General features: G+C 66.3%; 14 protein-coding genes and 1 tRNA gene. All 15 read right to left on the bottom strand.

What is annotated here, in order from left to right:
• Positions 1–128: 128 nt before the first annotated feature.
• The 15 genes from RVX_RS08790 to hysA all read right to left on the bottom strand — a co-directional run bounded on the left by RVX_RS08790 (position 129) and on the right by hysA (position 15,546).
• A tRNA-Ile gene (locus tag RVX_RS08790) sits at positions 129–204 on the bottom strand.
• A 135-nt stretch (positions 205–339) separates the two neighbouring features.
• Complete coding sequence (locus tag RVX_RS08785; protein WP_116305566.1) at positions 340–1,269, bottom strand: NAD(P)/FAD-dependent oxidoreductase; 930 nt, start codon at positions 1,267–1,269, stop codon at positions 340–342.
• Between the two features lie 173 nt (positions 1,270–1,442).
• Complete coding sequence (locus RVX_RS08780) at positions 1,443–2,189, bottom strand: protein phosphatase CheZ (RefSeq protein WP_116305565.1); 747 nt, start codon at positions 2,187–2,189, stop codon at positions 1,443–1,445.
• 349 nt (positions 2,190–2,538) lie between these two features.
• The gene (locus RVX_RS08775) at positions 2,539–2,982 is read right to left on the bottom strand and encodes an NIL domain-containing protein (RefSeq protein WP_116305564.1); all 444 of its coding nucleotides are present in this window, start codon (positions 2,980–2,982) and stop codon (positions 2,539–2,541) included.
• A gap of 33 nt (positions 2,983–3,015) precedes the next feature.
• Positions 3,016–4,020 carry a tol-pal system protein YbgF gene (gene ybgF / locus RVX_RS08770; protein ID WP_116305563.1) on the bottom strand — a complete coding sequence of 335 codons (1,005 nt, stop codon included), beginning with the start codon at positions 4,018–4,020 and terminating at the stop codon, positions 3,016–3,018.
• 110 nt (positions 4,021–4,130) lie between these two features.
• Positions 4,131–4,325: a PLD nuclease N-terminal domain-containing protein gene (locus RVX_RS08765; RefSeq protein WP_007521480.1), complete on the bottom strand. Its 195-nt coding sequence runs from the start codon at positions 4,323–4,325 to the stop codon at positions 4,131–4,133.
• 9 nt (positions 4,326–4,334) lie between these two features.
• Positions 4,335–4,835: a signal peptidase II gene (lspA, locus tag RVX_RS08760; protein ID WP_043607968.1), complete on the bottom strand. Its 501-nt coding sequence runs from the start codon at positions 4,833–4,835 to the stop codon at positions 4,335–4,337.
• 93 nt (positions 4,836–4,928) lie between these two features.
• On the bottom strand, positions 4,929–7,736 hold the full coding sequence (gene ileS / locus RVX_RS08755) for an isoleucine--tRNA ligase (RefSeq protein ID WP_116305562.1): 2,808 nt from the start codon (positions 7,734–7,736) through the stop codon (positions 4,929–4,931).
• Positions 7,737–8,105: 369 nt separating this feature from the next.
• The gene (locus tag RVX_RS08750) at positions 8,106–8,714 is read right to left on the bottom strand and encodes a GDSL-type esterase/lipase family protein (protein ID WP_116305561.1); all 609 of its coding nucleotides are present in this window, start codon (positions 8,712–8,714) and stop codon (positions 8,106–8,108) included.
• A gap of 177 nt (positions 8,715–8,891) precedes the next feature.
• Complete coding sequence (locus RVX_RS08745) at positions 8,892–9,143, bottom strand: HypC/HybG/HupF family hydrogenase formation chaperone (RefSeq protein ID WP_116305560.1); 252 nt, start codon at positions 9,141–9,143, stop codon at positions 8,892–8,894.
• Between the two features lie 22 nt (positions 9,144–9,165).
• On the bottom strand, positions 9,166–9,666 hold the full coding sequence (locus RVX_RS08740; protein ID WP_116305559.1) for a HyaD/HybD family hydrogenase maturation endopeptidase: 501 nt from the start codon (positions 9,664–9,666) through the stop codon (positions 9,166–9,168).
• A gap of 145 nt (positions 9,667–9,811) precedes the next feature.
• A complete protein-coding gene (locus tag RVX_RS08735) occupies positions 9,812–11,515 on the bottom strand; it encodes a nickel-dependent hydrogenase large subunit (protein WP_116305558.1) in 1,704 nt (567 codons plus the stop codon).
• A gap of 58 nt (positions 11,516–11,573) precedes the next feature.
• Positions 11,574–12,527, bottom strand: a complete 954-nt coding sequence (locus RVX_RS08730) for a hydrogenase small subunit (RefSeq protein ID WP_007521493.1) — start codon at positions 12,525–12,527, stop codon at positions 11,574–11,576.
• Positions 12,528–13,226: 699 nt separating this feature from the next.
• Positions 13,227–13,706, bottom strand: coding sequence for a NiFeSe hydrogenase maturation protease (gene hysD, locus RVX_RS08725; protein WP_116305557.1), 480 nt, complete (start codon positions 13,704–13,706; stop codon positions 13,227–13,229).
• A gap of 307 nt (positions 13,707–14,013) precedes the next feature.
• Positions 14,014–15,546: a NiFeSe hydrogenase large subunit HysA gene (hysA, locus tag RVX_RS08720; protein ID WP_116305556.1), complete on the bottom strand. Its 1,533-nt coding sequence runs from the start codon at positions 15,544–15,546 to the stop codon at positions 14,014–14,016.
• Positions 15,547–15,561 lie beyond the last annotated feature (15 nt).

Here is a 15,561-nt window from a genome sequence, read left to right as displayed (position 1 = left end):
CAAGGCGTGGTTCCGGAATTGGTGCTGCTCCAATGTCCGCGTTCCTGTCCCGTTGCTCTGTTGCGCGGCAGGGGGCCTTGGCAGTTGCCCGGTGCCGGGGCGGCGCGCTTGCGCCAGCCCATGAAAGTTGGTGGGCCTAGCGTGACTCGAACACGCAACAAGCCGGTTATGAGCCGGAGGCTCTGCCAATTGAGCTATAGGCCCACGAAGGGACCGGACCGGCCCGGCGCTTTGTCCGACGCCCGGAATGCTGCCCGGTGAGCCGACTCTGATACGCCGAGGTGTTGCGGCTGTCAAGAGCGCCCCGGCGGCGGATGCCTGACGGCTTTTTTACAGGGGTTACCCGGCCTTCTTCACCCCGCACTGTTCCTTGGCGTAGGCGATGGCCGCGCGGGCCGCCTTGGCCCCTTCGCCCACGGCCACGCCGATCTGCAGAAAGCCGCCGGTGCAGTCTCCGGCCGCGAACACGCCGGGGATGTTGGTGCATTGCTCGTCGTCGGCCATCAGGAACACGCCCTTGCGCTCCACGCCCAGCGAGTAGGCGAAGTCGAGGGACGACGCCTCGCCCATGGCCACGAACAGGCCGTCCACGGGCTGTTCCGTTCCGTCGGCGAATACCACGCGCTCAAGGCCGTTGTTTCCGGCGAGGCGCGAAATCTTGCGCGTGTCGATGGCGATGCCCGCATCGGCCAGGCGCTGCTCGAAGCCGGAGTTGAGCACCGGGGCCTTGCCCTGCGTGCAGATGGACACGTGGGGGGTGTACTGGGTCAGCTCCAGGGCCTGGTTGGCGGCGAAGATGCCCTCGCCCAGCACCAGCACCTGCTTGCCGCGATGGAAGAATCCGTCGCAGCTCACGCAGTAGGACACGCCCTTGCCCTCAAAGTCGCCCAGGTTGTCGATACCGGGGCGCACACGGGCCACGCCGGTGGCCAGCACCACGGCGCAGGCGTCGTATTCGCCTTTGTCGGTCTTGACGTGGAAGCCGCCCGCGTCGCCATGGTGCACGGCCAGCACGCGTTCTTCGAGCAACCGCGCGCCGAAGCGCTCAGCCTGCCTGCGGCCGCGCTCGATGAGGTCGCGCCCGGAGATGGTTTCGTCGAAGCCGAAATAGTTGTCGATGTCGTAGTCGCCCGCCACCTTGGGGGCGCTGCCCAGCACCAGCGTGGGAATGCCCGCGCGGGCGGTGTAGATGGCGGCGGAAAGCCCGGCCGGGCCGGAGCCGATGATCACCAGCGGGGTGTTGGCGGAGGCGGAGGTGGTGTCGGACATGGGGCATCTCCGTATGGAAGGCGCGGGCGGCGTTGCCGTGCGTCTGTTGCGGGTTTCCGGTCTGGCGCGCGGAAGCGGGATGCGCCCAGGCACGCGCGCAGAACCAGAAAGTAGGCAGCCAGACGCCGCTGGCAAGGGGCGAAGATGCCCCCCGTGTCGTGAGGCCCGAAAGCCTACAGCCCGAGTTGGGCGAGCAGGTCGTCCACGTTATCCTGCGAGGTGCCGCGCTGCGGCCCCTTCAGTTCGGACACCACCTGGCGGGTTTCCGCCTCGATCTGCGAAATGTCCTTTTCCGGGGCTTCCTCGCGCGCGCGGATCAGCAGGCCGGTGGACAGGTACAGTTCCACCACCGTGCTTTCGATGGTGCGCAGGGCCTCGATGATCTTCTTGATGCGCTGACCGGTCAGATCCTGGAAACCGAGGGTGGTCAGGATTTCCACCAGCCCCTCGCCCAGTGCCGCGTTGATCTGCACCATGCGGTCCAGCGCGCGTTCCACGCCCGCCCCGGCGCGGATGGCTTCCAGCAGCACGGCCGCCTCTTTCTGGCGTTCGATCTGCACTTCCACCACGTCCATGATCGTTTCGGTGGCTTCCTGCGTGGTGGTAAGCACTTCGTCGAGTTGGTGCGACGCTTCGTTGAACAGGCGGTCCGCGGCTTCGCGTTCAACCGGGGTTCCGGCCGGGTCGGCTTCAGGCGCGCCCGGCTTCGCGGCGGTGGAAATTTCGCGGTAGATGGTCTGCAGCCCCCCGCGCATGTCGTCGCTGATGCGGCGGTAGAACTCGCTTTCCACCAGGGCGCGGGTGAGATTGGTGGTGATTTCCCGCTCGATGGTGGCGGAAAGCACGTCGCGGATGTTGGTGACGAGGTTGTTCGTCACGCGCTCCATCACGTTTTCGAGCAGTTCTTCCTGCGTGACCATGATGCGCTCCTGCTGGTGATGTGTCCGCCGGGCGGCGGCTGCGCGGAAGCAATCCCGTGCCGTGCGTCCGTGGGCAGCGGACGCGGGCCGGAAGTCCGCATTGGTGAAGCTAGCAGATAGTCGGCCGACGGAAAAGCGGAAAACGTTGCGTCTGGGATTCCGCACCCTTGACAGGGCGACTGACCGAACACGCCACCACCGGGCGCGCCGTGGCCGGATGCCCGTGCACGGCGCGCCCGGTGCAGGGGGGCGTGCGGGAAGGGCAACGCAAAGGCGGGGCGCGTGCGGCAGTTCCGCATGCGCCCCGCCCGGAGTGCGATGGTGCAGGAGTGGTGCGGCGCTACAGGCCCTACAGGCCGCCGTTCTCCACTTCCACGTTCATGGCCCCAACGGGGCACACGCGCGTACACAGGCCGCAGGCCGTGCAGCGCTCCTTGTCGAACATCACCAGGCGCTTTTCAATATCCATGGCCAGGGCCGAGGTGGGACAGATGGCGGTGCACATGCCGCAATGCATGCAGCTTTCCTCGTCGCGCGAGATGCGCTGCGAGACGTCGGTGACGGTCACGTCCTGCTCGCGCAGGTAGGCGATGCCCTTCAGGCAGTTGTCCTCGACCCCGGATATCTCCAGGGTAAGGTAGCCTTCCTTGCGAGGGGTGATCTGGGCCTTCAGGATGTTGACGGTAAGGTCGTACCTGCGCACGAGGTCGCTCACGATGGGCTTGCCCGAGATTTCGGGCGGGAACGTGAGGTGGATGTTCTTGCGGTAGACCTTGGTCTGCTGTTCGCTCATGGTGTTTCCGGGCCGGAGCACCGGGTACTCGGATTATTTGTTCTCGCTCAGGAATTTCTTGGCGCGTTGCGCTTCGGGCGAATCGGGCAGCTTCTTGATCAGCTCTTCCAGGCGCACCTTGCCGGCGTCCTTCTTGCCGAGCTTGTAGAAGCAGATGCCCTGCTTGAGCAGCGCCGAGGCGTACTTGGGGCTCTTGGGATACTTGGAGATGACCTGTTCGTATGCCAGAGCCGAACGGGCGAAATCCTGCTGCTGGAAGTTGGCCTCACCCTGCCAGAACCACGCGTTGCTGGTCAGCCTGTGGTCCCCGAAAGTGGTGGTGAAGTCGGTGAACGCCTTCACGGAATCCTTGTAGCGCCGTTCGTTGAACGCCGTCATGCCCTGGTCGTACAGCGCCTGGGCCGTATCCACCGCTGCGGCGGCAGGCTTGGCGGCGGGAGCGGGAGCCGCCTTGGCGGGTTCCGCGCTGGTCACGGCCATGGTGCCGCTTTGCGCCGGCGGCACCGTGACCGGCCCGGTGGGCTGGCTGGATGGCGCGACGACAAAGCCGTTCTCCTTGCCGGGGTTTACGAGCAGGACCGGGGCATTGGGGTCGCCCGCGTGGGTCATGCCGGTGGACGGGGCCGCGCCGCTGGCTGCCCCTGCGGGGGCGGGGGCGGCGAGCACGCTGTCGATGTCGATGGCCAACTGCGAGGCCATCTGCCGCAGGGCGATGTCGTGGCGGTTCAACTGGTCGCGCATCTGGGGCAGGTCGCGGCTCTGGTCGCCGGTGGCGTTCAGGCGCATCTGCATGTCGTCGATCTGGCCCCGCAGGGTGGCGATTTCCTGCCGGGTGGACTGCACCTGCGACCAGGTGTCCGCCTGCGCGGGCTGCACGCCGGAAAGTTGCGAGTTCAACGTCTGGATCTGCTGGTCCTGGCGCATGACGCGCGCGTTCAGGGCGTCCACGTCTTCCTGGCGCACGCAGCCCGAAAGGGCGACCAGGGCGGCCAGGGAGCAGACGGGAAGGAAACGACGGGAAACGATGCGGGTCTTCATGGCTTTTTGGTCCGCCTTTCGGTTCACTTTGCTTGGCGATGGGTTTCGATGCTCCGGCAGGTGGGCGACGAAGCCCGTCTGGCCGGAGCCCGTCTGGCCGGGGCGCGGCGTCACGCCTTGCGGGCGCGCCGCTGGCCGAACACGAGATAGCCAAGGCCGCCGAGCACGGGCAGGAATATCCCGGCCGCCATCCACAGGGCCTTTTCGGCGGGGCGCTCGAATTCGTGGGTGTAAGAATGCCAGATGCACCACAGGTTGGGCAAGATGGGAATGGCAAGCAACGGGATGAGCAGGGCCGTGTTCATGCGGGCCTCCTAGCGGGACCTGGGCGTGGTGTTGCGGGGCGCGGGCTGGCGGTACATGGCGATGAAGGCCAGGAACGCGCCCACGCAGATGGCGATGTCCGCCACGTTGAAGGCGGGCCAGTGCCAGTCGCCCACGTAGAAGTCCAGAAAGTCGATCACCGCGCGAAAGCGCACCCGGTCGATGAGGTTGCCAAGCGCCCCGCCGAGAATGCAGCCGAAGCCGGTGAACAGCACCTTGTCTTCCTGCGCGGCGCGGGTAAGCGAGACAATGGCCCACACCGCCAGCACAGTGGCCACCAGGAACAGCCAGAACTGCCACTCGATGTCGGAGCGGTTCAGAAAGCCGAAGGCCGCTCCCCGGTTGCGCACGTTGACGAGGTCGAACAGCCCGGCGATGACCGGCACCGAATGGTGTTCCGGTATGGCCGTCACCGCCCACAGCTTGGTGAGCTGGTCGAGGCCGATGACGGCCGCGGCGATGGAGAAGACCATGACGAATCTGGGGCGCATGGGGCCTCTTGATGGATGGGGCGGCGTTTCCCCCGCCCGGCGCGCTGCCGTGCGGCGTCGGGCGGGGGCCTTGATGCTGTTTTCCGTGATGTCCTAACCGTTGCGCAGCACCGTGGTGCAGCGGGCGCACGCGCCGGGGAAGTTGGGGTCGGCGCCCAGGTCCTCGTGGTAGACCCAGCAGCGCTCGCACTTTGCGCCGGGGGCCTTGGCCACGCCGATGCGCAGGCCCTTGACCTCTTCGGAGGCGAAGGCGTCTTGCGGCGCGTCCTCCAGCGGGGCGATGTTCAGTCTGGAGACGATGAACACCGCGCGCAGGTCGGTGCCGGTGGCGCGCAGCAGGGCGGCCAGCTTGTCATCGGCGTACAGGGTCACGTGGGTGTCCAGCGAATGCCCCACCGTGCCCGCCTTGCGCAGCGGCTCGATGGCCTTGGTCACCTCGGACCGCACGGCCAGCACCGCCTCCCACCGTTCGCTCTCGTCGGAGCTGACGTTGTACAGCGGCGTGTCGGACCCGCGCAGGGCGAACACCGTGGGCGCGGCCGGGCGCAGCGCCTCGGGGATGTGCCGGAACACTTCTTCCGCCGTGAAGCTGAGCATGGGGGCCATGTCGCGCACCAGCACCAGCAGGATGTGCAGCAGGGCCGTCTGGGCCGAGCGGCGTTCCGGGCTGTCCTTGGCCGAGGCGTACAGGCGGTCCTTCAGCACGTCGAGGTAGAAGGCGCTGAGGTCGGTCACGCACAGGTTGTGCAGGGTGTGGAACACCTTGTGGAACTCGAATTCGGAATACGCCTCCTGGATGCGGGCGTGGGCGTCGGTGACGATGTCCAGCGCGTAGCGGTCCAGCGGGTCCATGACCGAGAACGGCACGATCTCTTCGGGCGTCAGGTCGTCGATGTTGCCCAGCAGGTAGCGGCAGGTGTTGCGGATGCGGCGGTAGGCGTCCACCAGGCGGCTGAGGATTTCATCCGAGATGCGGATGTCCTCGCGGTAATCGACGGAGGCCACCCACAGGCGCAGGATTTCCGCGCCGTACTTGTCGATGATCTCCTGCGGGGCGATGACGTTGCCGATGGACTTGGACATCTTGCGGCCTTCGCCGTCCACCACGTAGCCGTGGGTGAGCACGGCGCGGTAGGGCGGCACGCCGCGCGTGCCGATGGAGGCCAGCAGGGAGCTGTGGAACCAGCCGCGATGCTGGTCGGAGCCTTCCAGGTACAGGTCCGCCGGGAACGCGGTGTCGCCGCGCTGTTCCAGCACGGCGGAGAAGCTGGTGCCGGAATCGAACCACACGTCCAGGATGTCGGTTTCCTTCTTCCAGTGGTTGCCGCCGCAGTGCGGGCAGGCGAGACCGGCGGGCACGATGTCTTCCAGCGGCGTTTCGTACCAGTAGTCGCAGCCGGTGGGGTGCTTGGCGAACCGGTCCGCTATGTCGCGCATCCAGGCGGCGTCGTTCCACGCCTCGCCGCAGCCCTCGCAGAGCAGGGCGATGATGGGCACGCCCCAGGTGCGCTGGCGCGAGATGCACCAGTCGGGCCGGAATTCGATCATGTTGTGGATGCGTTCCTCGCCCCAGGCGGGAATCCAGCGCACGTCGTTGCGGATGGCCGACAGCGCGCGGGCGCGCAGGTCGTTCTTCTCCATGGCGATGAACCACTGGGTGGTGGCCCGGAAGATGACCGGCTTCTTGCAGCGCCAGCAGTGCGGGTAGCTGTGCGAGAGCTTGCGTTCGGCCAGCAGGTTGCCCACCTCGCGCAGCTTTTCGATGACCTTGGGGTTGGCCTCGAACACGGTCAGCCCGGCGAAGAAGGGCACGGAATCGAGGAAGCGGCCTTCATCGTTCAGCGGCGAAAGGATTTCCAGCCCGTAGCGCAGGCCGGTCTCGTAGTCCTCGCGGCCATGGCCGGGCGCGGTGTGCACGCAGCCGGTACCGGAATCGAGCACCACGTAGTCGGCCAGCACCACCGGCGAGGGGCGGTCGTAGAAGGGGTGCGTGGCGGCAAGGCCTTCCAGCTTGGCGCCCGGCACGGTGGCCACCACTTCGTACCCTTCCCAGCCGAAGGTCTTGGCGCTGCTTTCCACCAGCGCGGCGGCCAGCACGTAGTGCGCGCCTTCGTGGCGGACCAGGGCGTAGTCATGGTCGGGGTGCACGGCCACGGCCATGTTGTCGGGCAGGGTCCAGGGGGTGGTGGTCCAGATGACGATGTAGGCGCTGGCCGGGTCCACGTTCAATACGTCGGCCACCCTGGCGTCGCGCAGCGGAAAGCGCACGAAGATGGAGGGCGAGGTGTGGTCGTAGTATTCCACCTCGGCCTCGGCCAGGGCGGTCTGGCACGAGCAGCACCAGTAGATGGGCTTCTTGCTGCGCACCACGTTGCCCGCGGCCACAAAGTTGCCGAGCTCGCGCGCGGTGGCCGACTCGTAGGCCGGGTCCATGGTCATGTAGGGCTTGTCCCACGCGCCAAGCACGCCGAGGCGCTTGAATTCCTTGCGCTGGATGTCCAGGTACTTTTCCGCATACTGGCGGCAGCGCTTGCGCACCACGTGGGCGGGCAGTTCCTTCTTCTTCTCGCCCAGTTCCTGTTCCACCTTGTGTTCGATGGGCAGGCCGTGACAGTCCCAGCCGGGCACGTAGCGGGCGGAGTAGCCCTGCATGTTGCGCGACTTGACCACCATGTCCTTCAGGATCTTGTTCAGCGCGGTCCCGAGGTGAATGTGCCCGTTGGCGTAAGGGGGGCCGTCGTGCAGGACGTACGTCCCCTTCTGGCCGGAGGCCTGCGCCATGGCGGCGTAGGCGTCGATGCCTTCCCAGAACTTGAGCATTTCCGGCTCGCGCTGGGTGAGGTTGGCCTTCATGGGAAATTTGGTGTCGGGCAGATGCAGGGTCTTCTTGTAGTCGCTCATGGACGTGCTGCTCCTCGGGGGTGTCGGCATGCCGGAAGGTCCGGCGGCGGCGCATGGCCGCGCCCGGCGGGGTGACGGCGCGCGTGGCGCGCATCATCGGGTGGGATGGCGCTTTGGCCGTGCCCGGCGGGTGACGCAAAACGATGTAATTGGTTCAAGAAGGTGCGGAAGTCAAGCCGCGCGCGGCCCGCGCGGGCGTTTGGCCGCCGGGGGGCGATGGTCTGGCCGTGCCGCCCGAGGCCTGGGGGTCGGCGCATGGGGCAAAGAGGCAAGCCCCGGCAAGCGGCAGCGCTCGTCGCAGCCGCTGCCAAGCTGTGCCCGAGCGGTGTACGAATGGAGCCGGGCGCGGGTGCCAATGCGGGAGGGGAATCAGGCGTCCGGCGCGCCGCCGTTGCCCAGCAGGCCTAGCACATACGGCAAGGCCGCTCGTGCCATCTGCTCGACCCCGGCCACGTTGGGGTGCAGGCCGTCCCACAGGGTCAGGTCCGCCAGCCCCCAGACGCCTTCCAGCACGTAGGGCCACAGGGGCACGCCGAAGCGCGCGGACAGGCGCGGAAACAGGGCGTCGTATTCTTCGGCATAGTCGGGATCGTCGGCGAATTCGGCCTTGAACCCGGCCAGCAACGCGGGCACGCGCCGTTCGGCCAGCAGGGCGAGGATGGCTGCCAGGTTTTCTTCCATGTCCTGCGGGTCCAGCCCCATGAAGCCGTCGTTGGCCCCCAGTTCGACCATGGCGAAGCAGTGTGGGGCGGCTCCCTCGTCGTTGCCGAAGCCGGGATTGCGGACCAGCCAGGCGCGCAGGCGGCGCAGGCCGCCCGCCGTGGTGTCGCCCGAGAGGCCGAGGTTGATCACCGTGACGTCGTGACCGCCCGCCCGCAGCAAACGTTCCAGCGCGGCGGGCAGGGCGTCGTCGGGGTCCAGGCCATAGCCTTCGGTCAGGCTGTCGCCAAGGGCCAGCAGGGTGATGGGGTGCGGCATGGTGGACTCCGGTGGGGGGGGCGCTGTGCATCCGGCAAGAGGGGGAAGGCCCCTGCAACGGGTCGCAAAGGAAAAGGGAAGAACGCGCGTCCGGCGCGGCGTTCTTCCCCGTGCTGATCGAAGCCTGCTCCGCGCCCGGCGCTGGCAAGGCCGGGCGCACGGCGTTCGCCGCGCGGATCAGAACCCGGCGGGCTGGCCTTCCACGGCCTCGGACATTTCACGCAGCAGCCGTAGGGTTTCCTCTGCCTCGGCCTTGTCCAGCACGCGCAGGGCGAACCCGGCGTGCACGATGACGTATTCGCCGATGGCGGGGCGATGGGGCAGCAGCATGGCCGAGACGTTGAGGTAGGTTTCGCTTTTGCCCACACGACACTTGGCCATGCCGGCTTCATTGATTTCCACGATCTCGGCGGGAATGGCGAGGCACATCAGGTCTGCTCCGTCGGGTTGTTCAACTGGCGGCCGGGGCCGGGGTGCAGTCGCCGCCCGCGCGGCGCACCTCGGCGACGACGGCGTCGCACAGCAGGGGCAGGCGTTGGCCCGCCACGGGGGAAAGTTCGGTACCCAGCGACTGGTAGTCGTGGGGCTCCATGCCGATGATCACCGCCTCTGGCCGCTTGCCTACCAGTTCGCAGAAGATCAGGGTGTCCACGAGGTCGGTCTGGTGCATGGAGTCGTTGAAGCCGAGGCTCTTGCGCAGGTCTTCGCCGGTCAGGCGGTAGATGGCGCCGGGTTCGTCGCCCGCGAGCACGGCGTCCACCACGATCAGGTGGTCGCACTCCATGATGGCGTCCATGAGCCGCATGCCAAGGGTGCCGCCGTCCATGACGGTGACGTTGTCCGTGAAGGCATGCGCCTTTTGCAACGACTCCACGGCCCTCACGCCGATGCCTTCATCGGTGTACAGGATGTTGCCTACGCCAAGGACGAGGATGTTGGGGCGTTCGCTCATGTGGGTGGTACTATAGGGTTGGAAAAGGCCCGGCGCAAGGCCGGGCCTTTTGGTTTTCACGGGTGCCGTGCATGTTCTCGCCGCCTGCCCGAGAGGGACTGACCGGTGCCGGGCTGGTCCTGTCGGGCAGGGGCTTGGGCACGGTCTAGAGGATGCGGAACTTGTGCACTTCGTTGGTATGCCCGTCGATGACGTGCACGCCGCAGGCGATGCACGGGTCGAACGAGTGCACCGTGCGCAGGATTTCCACGGGGCGCTTGGCGTCGGCCACCGGCGTGCCGATGAGCGATTCCTCCACCGGGGCCATCTTGTTCTTGCCGCAACGGGGGCCAAGGGTCCATGTGGAGGGCACGACCAACTGGAAGTTGCCGATCTTGCCGTCTTCGATGCGGATCCAGTGCGACAGGCCGCCGCGCGGAGCGGTGACGAAGCCCACGCCTTCCGCCTGCTTGGGCATTTCCCACGGGGCGCAGATGACGTTGTCGCCCTTGGCGATGTTGTCCTTGTACTCCTGCAGCATCACGCCCACGTATTCGGCGATGACCGCGGTTTCGATGCCGCGCGCCGCCGTGCGGCCCAGGGTGGAGAACAGTGCTTCGGGACCCACGCCCAGCTTGGCCAGCACGGCGTCGGTCACGGCCTTCACCTTGGGATGCCCCTGCGAGTAGGCCACCAGCACCTGGGCAAGAGGGCCGGTTTCCATGGGTTCGCCCATGTAGCGCGGGGCCTTCATCCACGAGTAGCGGTCGTCGCCGTGCAGGTCGGTGTACTTGGGTTGGGTCTGCCCCTTCCACGGGTGGCGGGCTTCCGCGCCTTCGTACCAGCTGTGGCGCACGTGCTCTTCGATCTGCATCTTGTCGAACGGCTTCAGATTCTTGAAGTCGCGCTTGAAGACCACGCCGGGCTTGAAGTACCGGCTGTTCAGGTCGTACTCGTCCTTCGGGAATTCGCCGAAGGTGATGAAGTTGGTGGTGCCGCCGTACTGCGACCAGTCCTTGTAGGCGGCCGCGACCACCAGCAGGTCGGGGATGTACACTTCATCCACGAACGCCTTGGTTTCCTTCCACAGCGCCTCGAATTCGGCGATGCGCTGCGGGGTCAGGGCGTCGTAGCAGGTCACGCCGCCCACCACGGTGAACTGGGTGTGCGGGTTCTTGGCGCCGAAAACGGCCATGGCGCGGGCCGCCTTCACCTGCAGCCGCAGGGCTTCCAGGTAGTGGGCGGTGGCGATGAGGTTGGTTTCCGGGTCCAGATAGTAGGCGGGGTGGCCGCCCAGGAAGTAGGCGTTGGTGAACGGACCGAGCTGGCCGCTGTCCACGAAGGTCTTCAGCTTGTCCTGCACCGCCTTCAGGTCAGCCGCCGTGGTCTTGCGGGGCGAGATGGACGAGGCCACCTTGGCGGCCTTGGCCGGGTCGGCCTTCAGCGCGGCGGTCACGTCCACGAAGTCCAGGGCGTGCAGGTGGTAGAAGTGCACGATGTGGTCGTGCAGGTACTGCGCGCCCAGCACCAGGTTGCGGATGTAGGTGGCGTTCTTGGGAATGTGCACGCCCACGGCGTTGTCCACGCAACGGGTGGAGGCCAGCGCGTGGGTGTAGGTGCACACGCCGCAGGTGCGCTGGGTGAAGTGCTGGGCGTCGCGGGGGTCGCGGCCCTTCAGGATGATCTCGAGGCCCCGGAACAGCGTGGAACTGCTGTAGGCGTTCTTGACCTTGCCGTTCTCCACTTCCACCTCTATGCGCAGGTGGCCTTCGATGCGGGTAACGGGGTCGACGACGATGGGACCGCTATAGGAACTCTTGGGCGTCACGGGGATGCCGCCCGGAGCATTCTGGGCTCTGCAGCCGCTCATGGTGTCCTCCTTGGCTGTTGCCTGGTCGGGTAAGTGGTGACCGTGCGCGTGCGCGTGATCAGTTCTGGTAGAACGGGGTCATGGCGTCCCAGAAGTCGGGTTCGCTGCACCCGATGCAGGGGTGCCCCGCGTCCACGGGCCAGTTGGTCTGGTTGAACTTGATCTTCGGGCAGTTGTTCATGGTCACCGGGCCCTTGCAGCCCAGCTCGTAGAGGCACCAGCCCTTGCGGGCTTCTTCGGATTCGAACGACGGGGCGAACCGGCCCGCGTCGAAGTGGGGCAGGCGGGGGCACTGCTCGTGCACGGTCTGGCCGAAGAACATGGTGGGCCGGTTCAGGCTGTCCAGTTCGGGCGCGGCCTTGTTCTTCAGGTAGTACACGATGGTGCCGACAAGGTTGTACGGGTTCGGCGGGCACCCGGCGATGTTGATGGCCTTGACGCCAAGGTGCTTCAGTGCGTCGTTGACGCCCTTGGCCCCGGTGGGGTTGGGCTTGGCCGCCTGCACGCCGCCGAAGGTGGCGCAGGTGCCGTAGGCGATGACGGCCTGGGCCTTGGGCAGGATGCGGCTGCAGATGTCCAGCATGGTGTGGTTGGCCACCTTGCCGTAGATGCCGTTGGCAGCCGTGGGAATGCCGCCTTCCACAACGGCGATGAAGCCGTGCGGGCTGTTGACGGCCTGTTCCAGGGCGGCTTCCGCCGCTTCGCCCGCGGCGGCCATGATGGTCTCATGGTAGTCGAGGGACAGCGTGTCCAGAATGAGGGTGTCGATGTAGGGTTCGAACGCGCGCAGCACCGATTCGGAACAGCCGGTGCATTCGGCGTTGTGAAGGTAGACCACGGACGGACGCCGGGGGCCCATGAGCGCACGGGCCACTTCCGGCGCGAACGCGGGGCCCATGCCCATGGTCACGGCGATGGCCGTACAGAACTTGAGGAAGTCGCGCCGAGACACGCCGCGTTCCGCAAGCCTTTCCTCCACGCCCTCCTTGCCGAGACCGATCGAGATTTTCATCCCTGCCTCCTTCGGCGCGGCATGCCACCGCGCCTGCCCGCCGCCAACGGCGCGGCGGGGTAAGGGTCGTACTGGTGCGAAAGGCCCCCCGGATGCGGGCGCTTCTGCGTGCATCCGTTTCCCGCGGTGACCTGTCCGCACGTTTGGCGGAAAGATACAACACATTGAAACGCTATTCCAATTGAAAATGCAAATGGGGCACACATTTCTGCATCGCGGACAGGAATGACAGCGTTCTCGGTCAGCCGTTGCGCGTGCAATACGGGATGCACACCATGCAACGTGCACGGTGTTTTCGCGTGCAGTGCATTGTTTGTGTAATCAGTCTTTGAGCGTTGGCGTACCGTCGGCACGGGTAGCGGAAAACAAGAATGGTGTTACGTATTTTAAATACGTAACACCATTCTTGTTGCATCGCGCAAAAACGTATGCAGTGTTTGGGCAGAAGCAAGAGTGCCCCGTCGCTGGTCCGCGTTGCAAGCGCGCCTTCCGCTCCTGGCGGGAAGGTGTCCGGCTGCGCGGTGGGAGGATGGAAGGCTGGCTCGCCAGCCCCCCTGGGAGCCAATCGGAATGGCAGGCCGTGTCGGGGTTGCGCAGGTCGTGCCTGGGCTGTGCGGTCCTTGCCTGGGCTGGGCGGGCGGATGGGCAAAGGACGCCGCCGGGGTGTCCTGCTCCGGGCGGGTGGTCCGTTTGCGGCAGCTATTTCGCTGCGTCCATCTCGGCGATGATGGTGCGGATTTCCTCGCGCGCCACTTCCACGAAGCGCGGAAAGGCGGCCTGCACCGCTTCGGAAAGGCCGATGTTCCAGTTCAGGAAATCGTGCGGCTCCATGCCGATGACCTGCATGCGCGGGCGCGGGCCGCGCAGTTCGGCCATTTTCAGCGAGTCGATGAGATCCACGTCGTGGATGGACAGCCGCTGCTTTTCGTTCTGCACCAGGTCGTCCTCGGACAGGCGGTAGATGGTGCCGGGCGTGCCCTTGGCGTGCACGATGTCGAGCACCAGCAGGCGGTCGTAGCCCTCGAACAGGTAGAAGATGTCCTGGGTGAAGGTGCCGCCGTCCATGATGGTGACGTTGTCCGGCCAGGTTTCCTTCATCAGTTCCTCGGCGGCGAAGACGCCGACGCCGTCGTCGGTGAGCAGGGTGTTGCCGATGCCGAGTACGAGCAGCTTCTGCATGCGGGGCTCCATGATGCTTGGTTGATGCTGTTTCGGTGCGCTGGCGATGTGGCGGCGCCACCCGGATTCAGGGTGCGTCCGCCCCTTGAAAGGCGCATGGGCGGTTCCGCCGGGGGCGGACGCGTCTGGCCACCCTATGGCGGGCCGGGACCCTGCGCAAGCCGGTTTCGGGCGGTCCGAAGCACGCGCGGCGGCGCGGCTGCGAGACGGGCTGCACCGCGAAAACGGGATAGCCGAGCGGAAAAAGAAGAGGGGGCCCGGCCGGTCCTGCCGGTCTGGCCCCCTCCGTAGCGTCGGTATGCGGCGTCTACTTCACTTCGACGACGGAAACCTTGCCGGATTCAGCGTGCAGCACGTGCACGGCGCAGCCCAGTCACGGGTCGAAGGCGCGGATTACCCGCGCCACGTTCACCGGGTTGCCGATGTCCGGCACCGGGGTGCCGATCAGGGCGCGTTCCACGGGGCCAAGCTGGCCGCTGTCGTCGCGCGGGTTGCAGTTCCAGAGCGTGGCGGACACGATCTGGTAGTTGTCGATCTTCTGGTCCTTGATGTTGATGTAGTGGACCAGGGATCCGCGCGGCGCTTCGGTGAAGCCCACGCCCTCGGACTTGGCGGGAATTTCGGCGGCGGCGAAGGTTTCTTCGCCGGCCTTAACTTCCTTCAGCCAGCGTTCGATGGCGGAGAGCATGTAGTAGGTTTCTTCGGCGCGGGCCACGTGGCGGCCCATGACCGAGAAGGCGGCCTCGTCGCCAAGGTCGCGGAAGCGCTTGGCGTTCAGCTTGAAGAGGTCCTTCAGCAGCTTCTGGCCAACGGGCGACAGTTCGGGGTTGGTGACCCACATGCGGGCCACCGGGCCGGACTCAACGGCCTTGCCGTTGTAGCGGGGGGCCTTGACGAAGCTGTACGCGCCAGCCTTGTTGGGCGCAGGCACGGTCTTGCCCTGCGAGAAGTGCAGGCCGGTGGTGGCGTCGTCGAACCAGGAGTACTTGACGTATTCCTTGATCAGCTTGGGGTCGAACGGCTGATCCTTGCCGTCGATGTACACGCCGCGCTTCAGGTGCAGCTCGGTCATGGCGTCGTTCATGGGGAAGGCGCCGAAGGAGATGCAGTTCTTGTAGCCCTGGCCGAACTTGAACAGGTCCTTGTAGACCGAGCCCACGGTGTAGGCCACGGGCACGTACTTCTTCTCGACGAATTCGCGCACCTTCTTGAAGCGGGCGGCGTATTCGACAAGGGCTTCCTTGGTGGGGATTTCGGTGGTGCCGCCCACGACCTGGCCCTGCACGTGGGGCATGCGCCCGCCGAACATGGCGACCATTTCGTGGCAGATGCGGCGCACTTCAAGCGCTTCCAGGTACTGGTCCACCGCGGCGGCGTTCACGTCCTTGGGCAGGCGCAGGTCGGGCTTGGAGAAGCGCGGCACGAAGGGCGCGCTGTCCGGCCCCTGCACGAAGTCCAGGGCGGCCAGGTGGTAGAAGTGCAGGATGTGCGACTGCAGGTAGTTGGCGCCGAAGGTCAGGTTGCGGGTCAGGCGGCCGTTGGTGGGCACCTTGACCTTGAAGGCGTTGTCGAGTGCAAGGCAGGACGCCGTGGAGTGCGCGGTGGGGCACACGCCGCAGATGCGCTGCACGATCTGCGAGGCGTCGCGCGGGTCGCGTCCGCGCAGGATGGTTTCAAAACCGCGGTACATGCCGCCGGACAGGCGGGCGTCAACCACCACGCCGTTTTCAACGGTGACTTCGGCTTTCAGGTGGCCTTCGATTCTGCTTACCGGGTCGATGGCGATGGTCGCCTTGCCGGTGGCCCCGGCAGGTGCGGCCTTGGGTGTACAGCCGGACATGGTTTCCTCCTTGGT

Source organism: Nitratidesulfovibrio sp. HK-II (genome assembly GCF_003402415.2).
In the GTDB taxonomy this organism is placed as follows: domain Bacteria; phylum Desulfobacterota; class Desulfovibrionia; order Desulfovibrionales; family Desulfovibrionaceae; genus Cupidesulfovibrio.
This window is presented reverse-complemented; position numbering and strand designations above follow the sequence as displayed.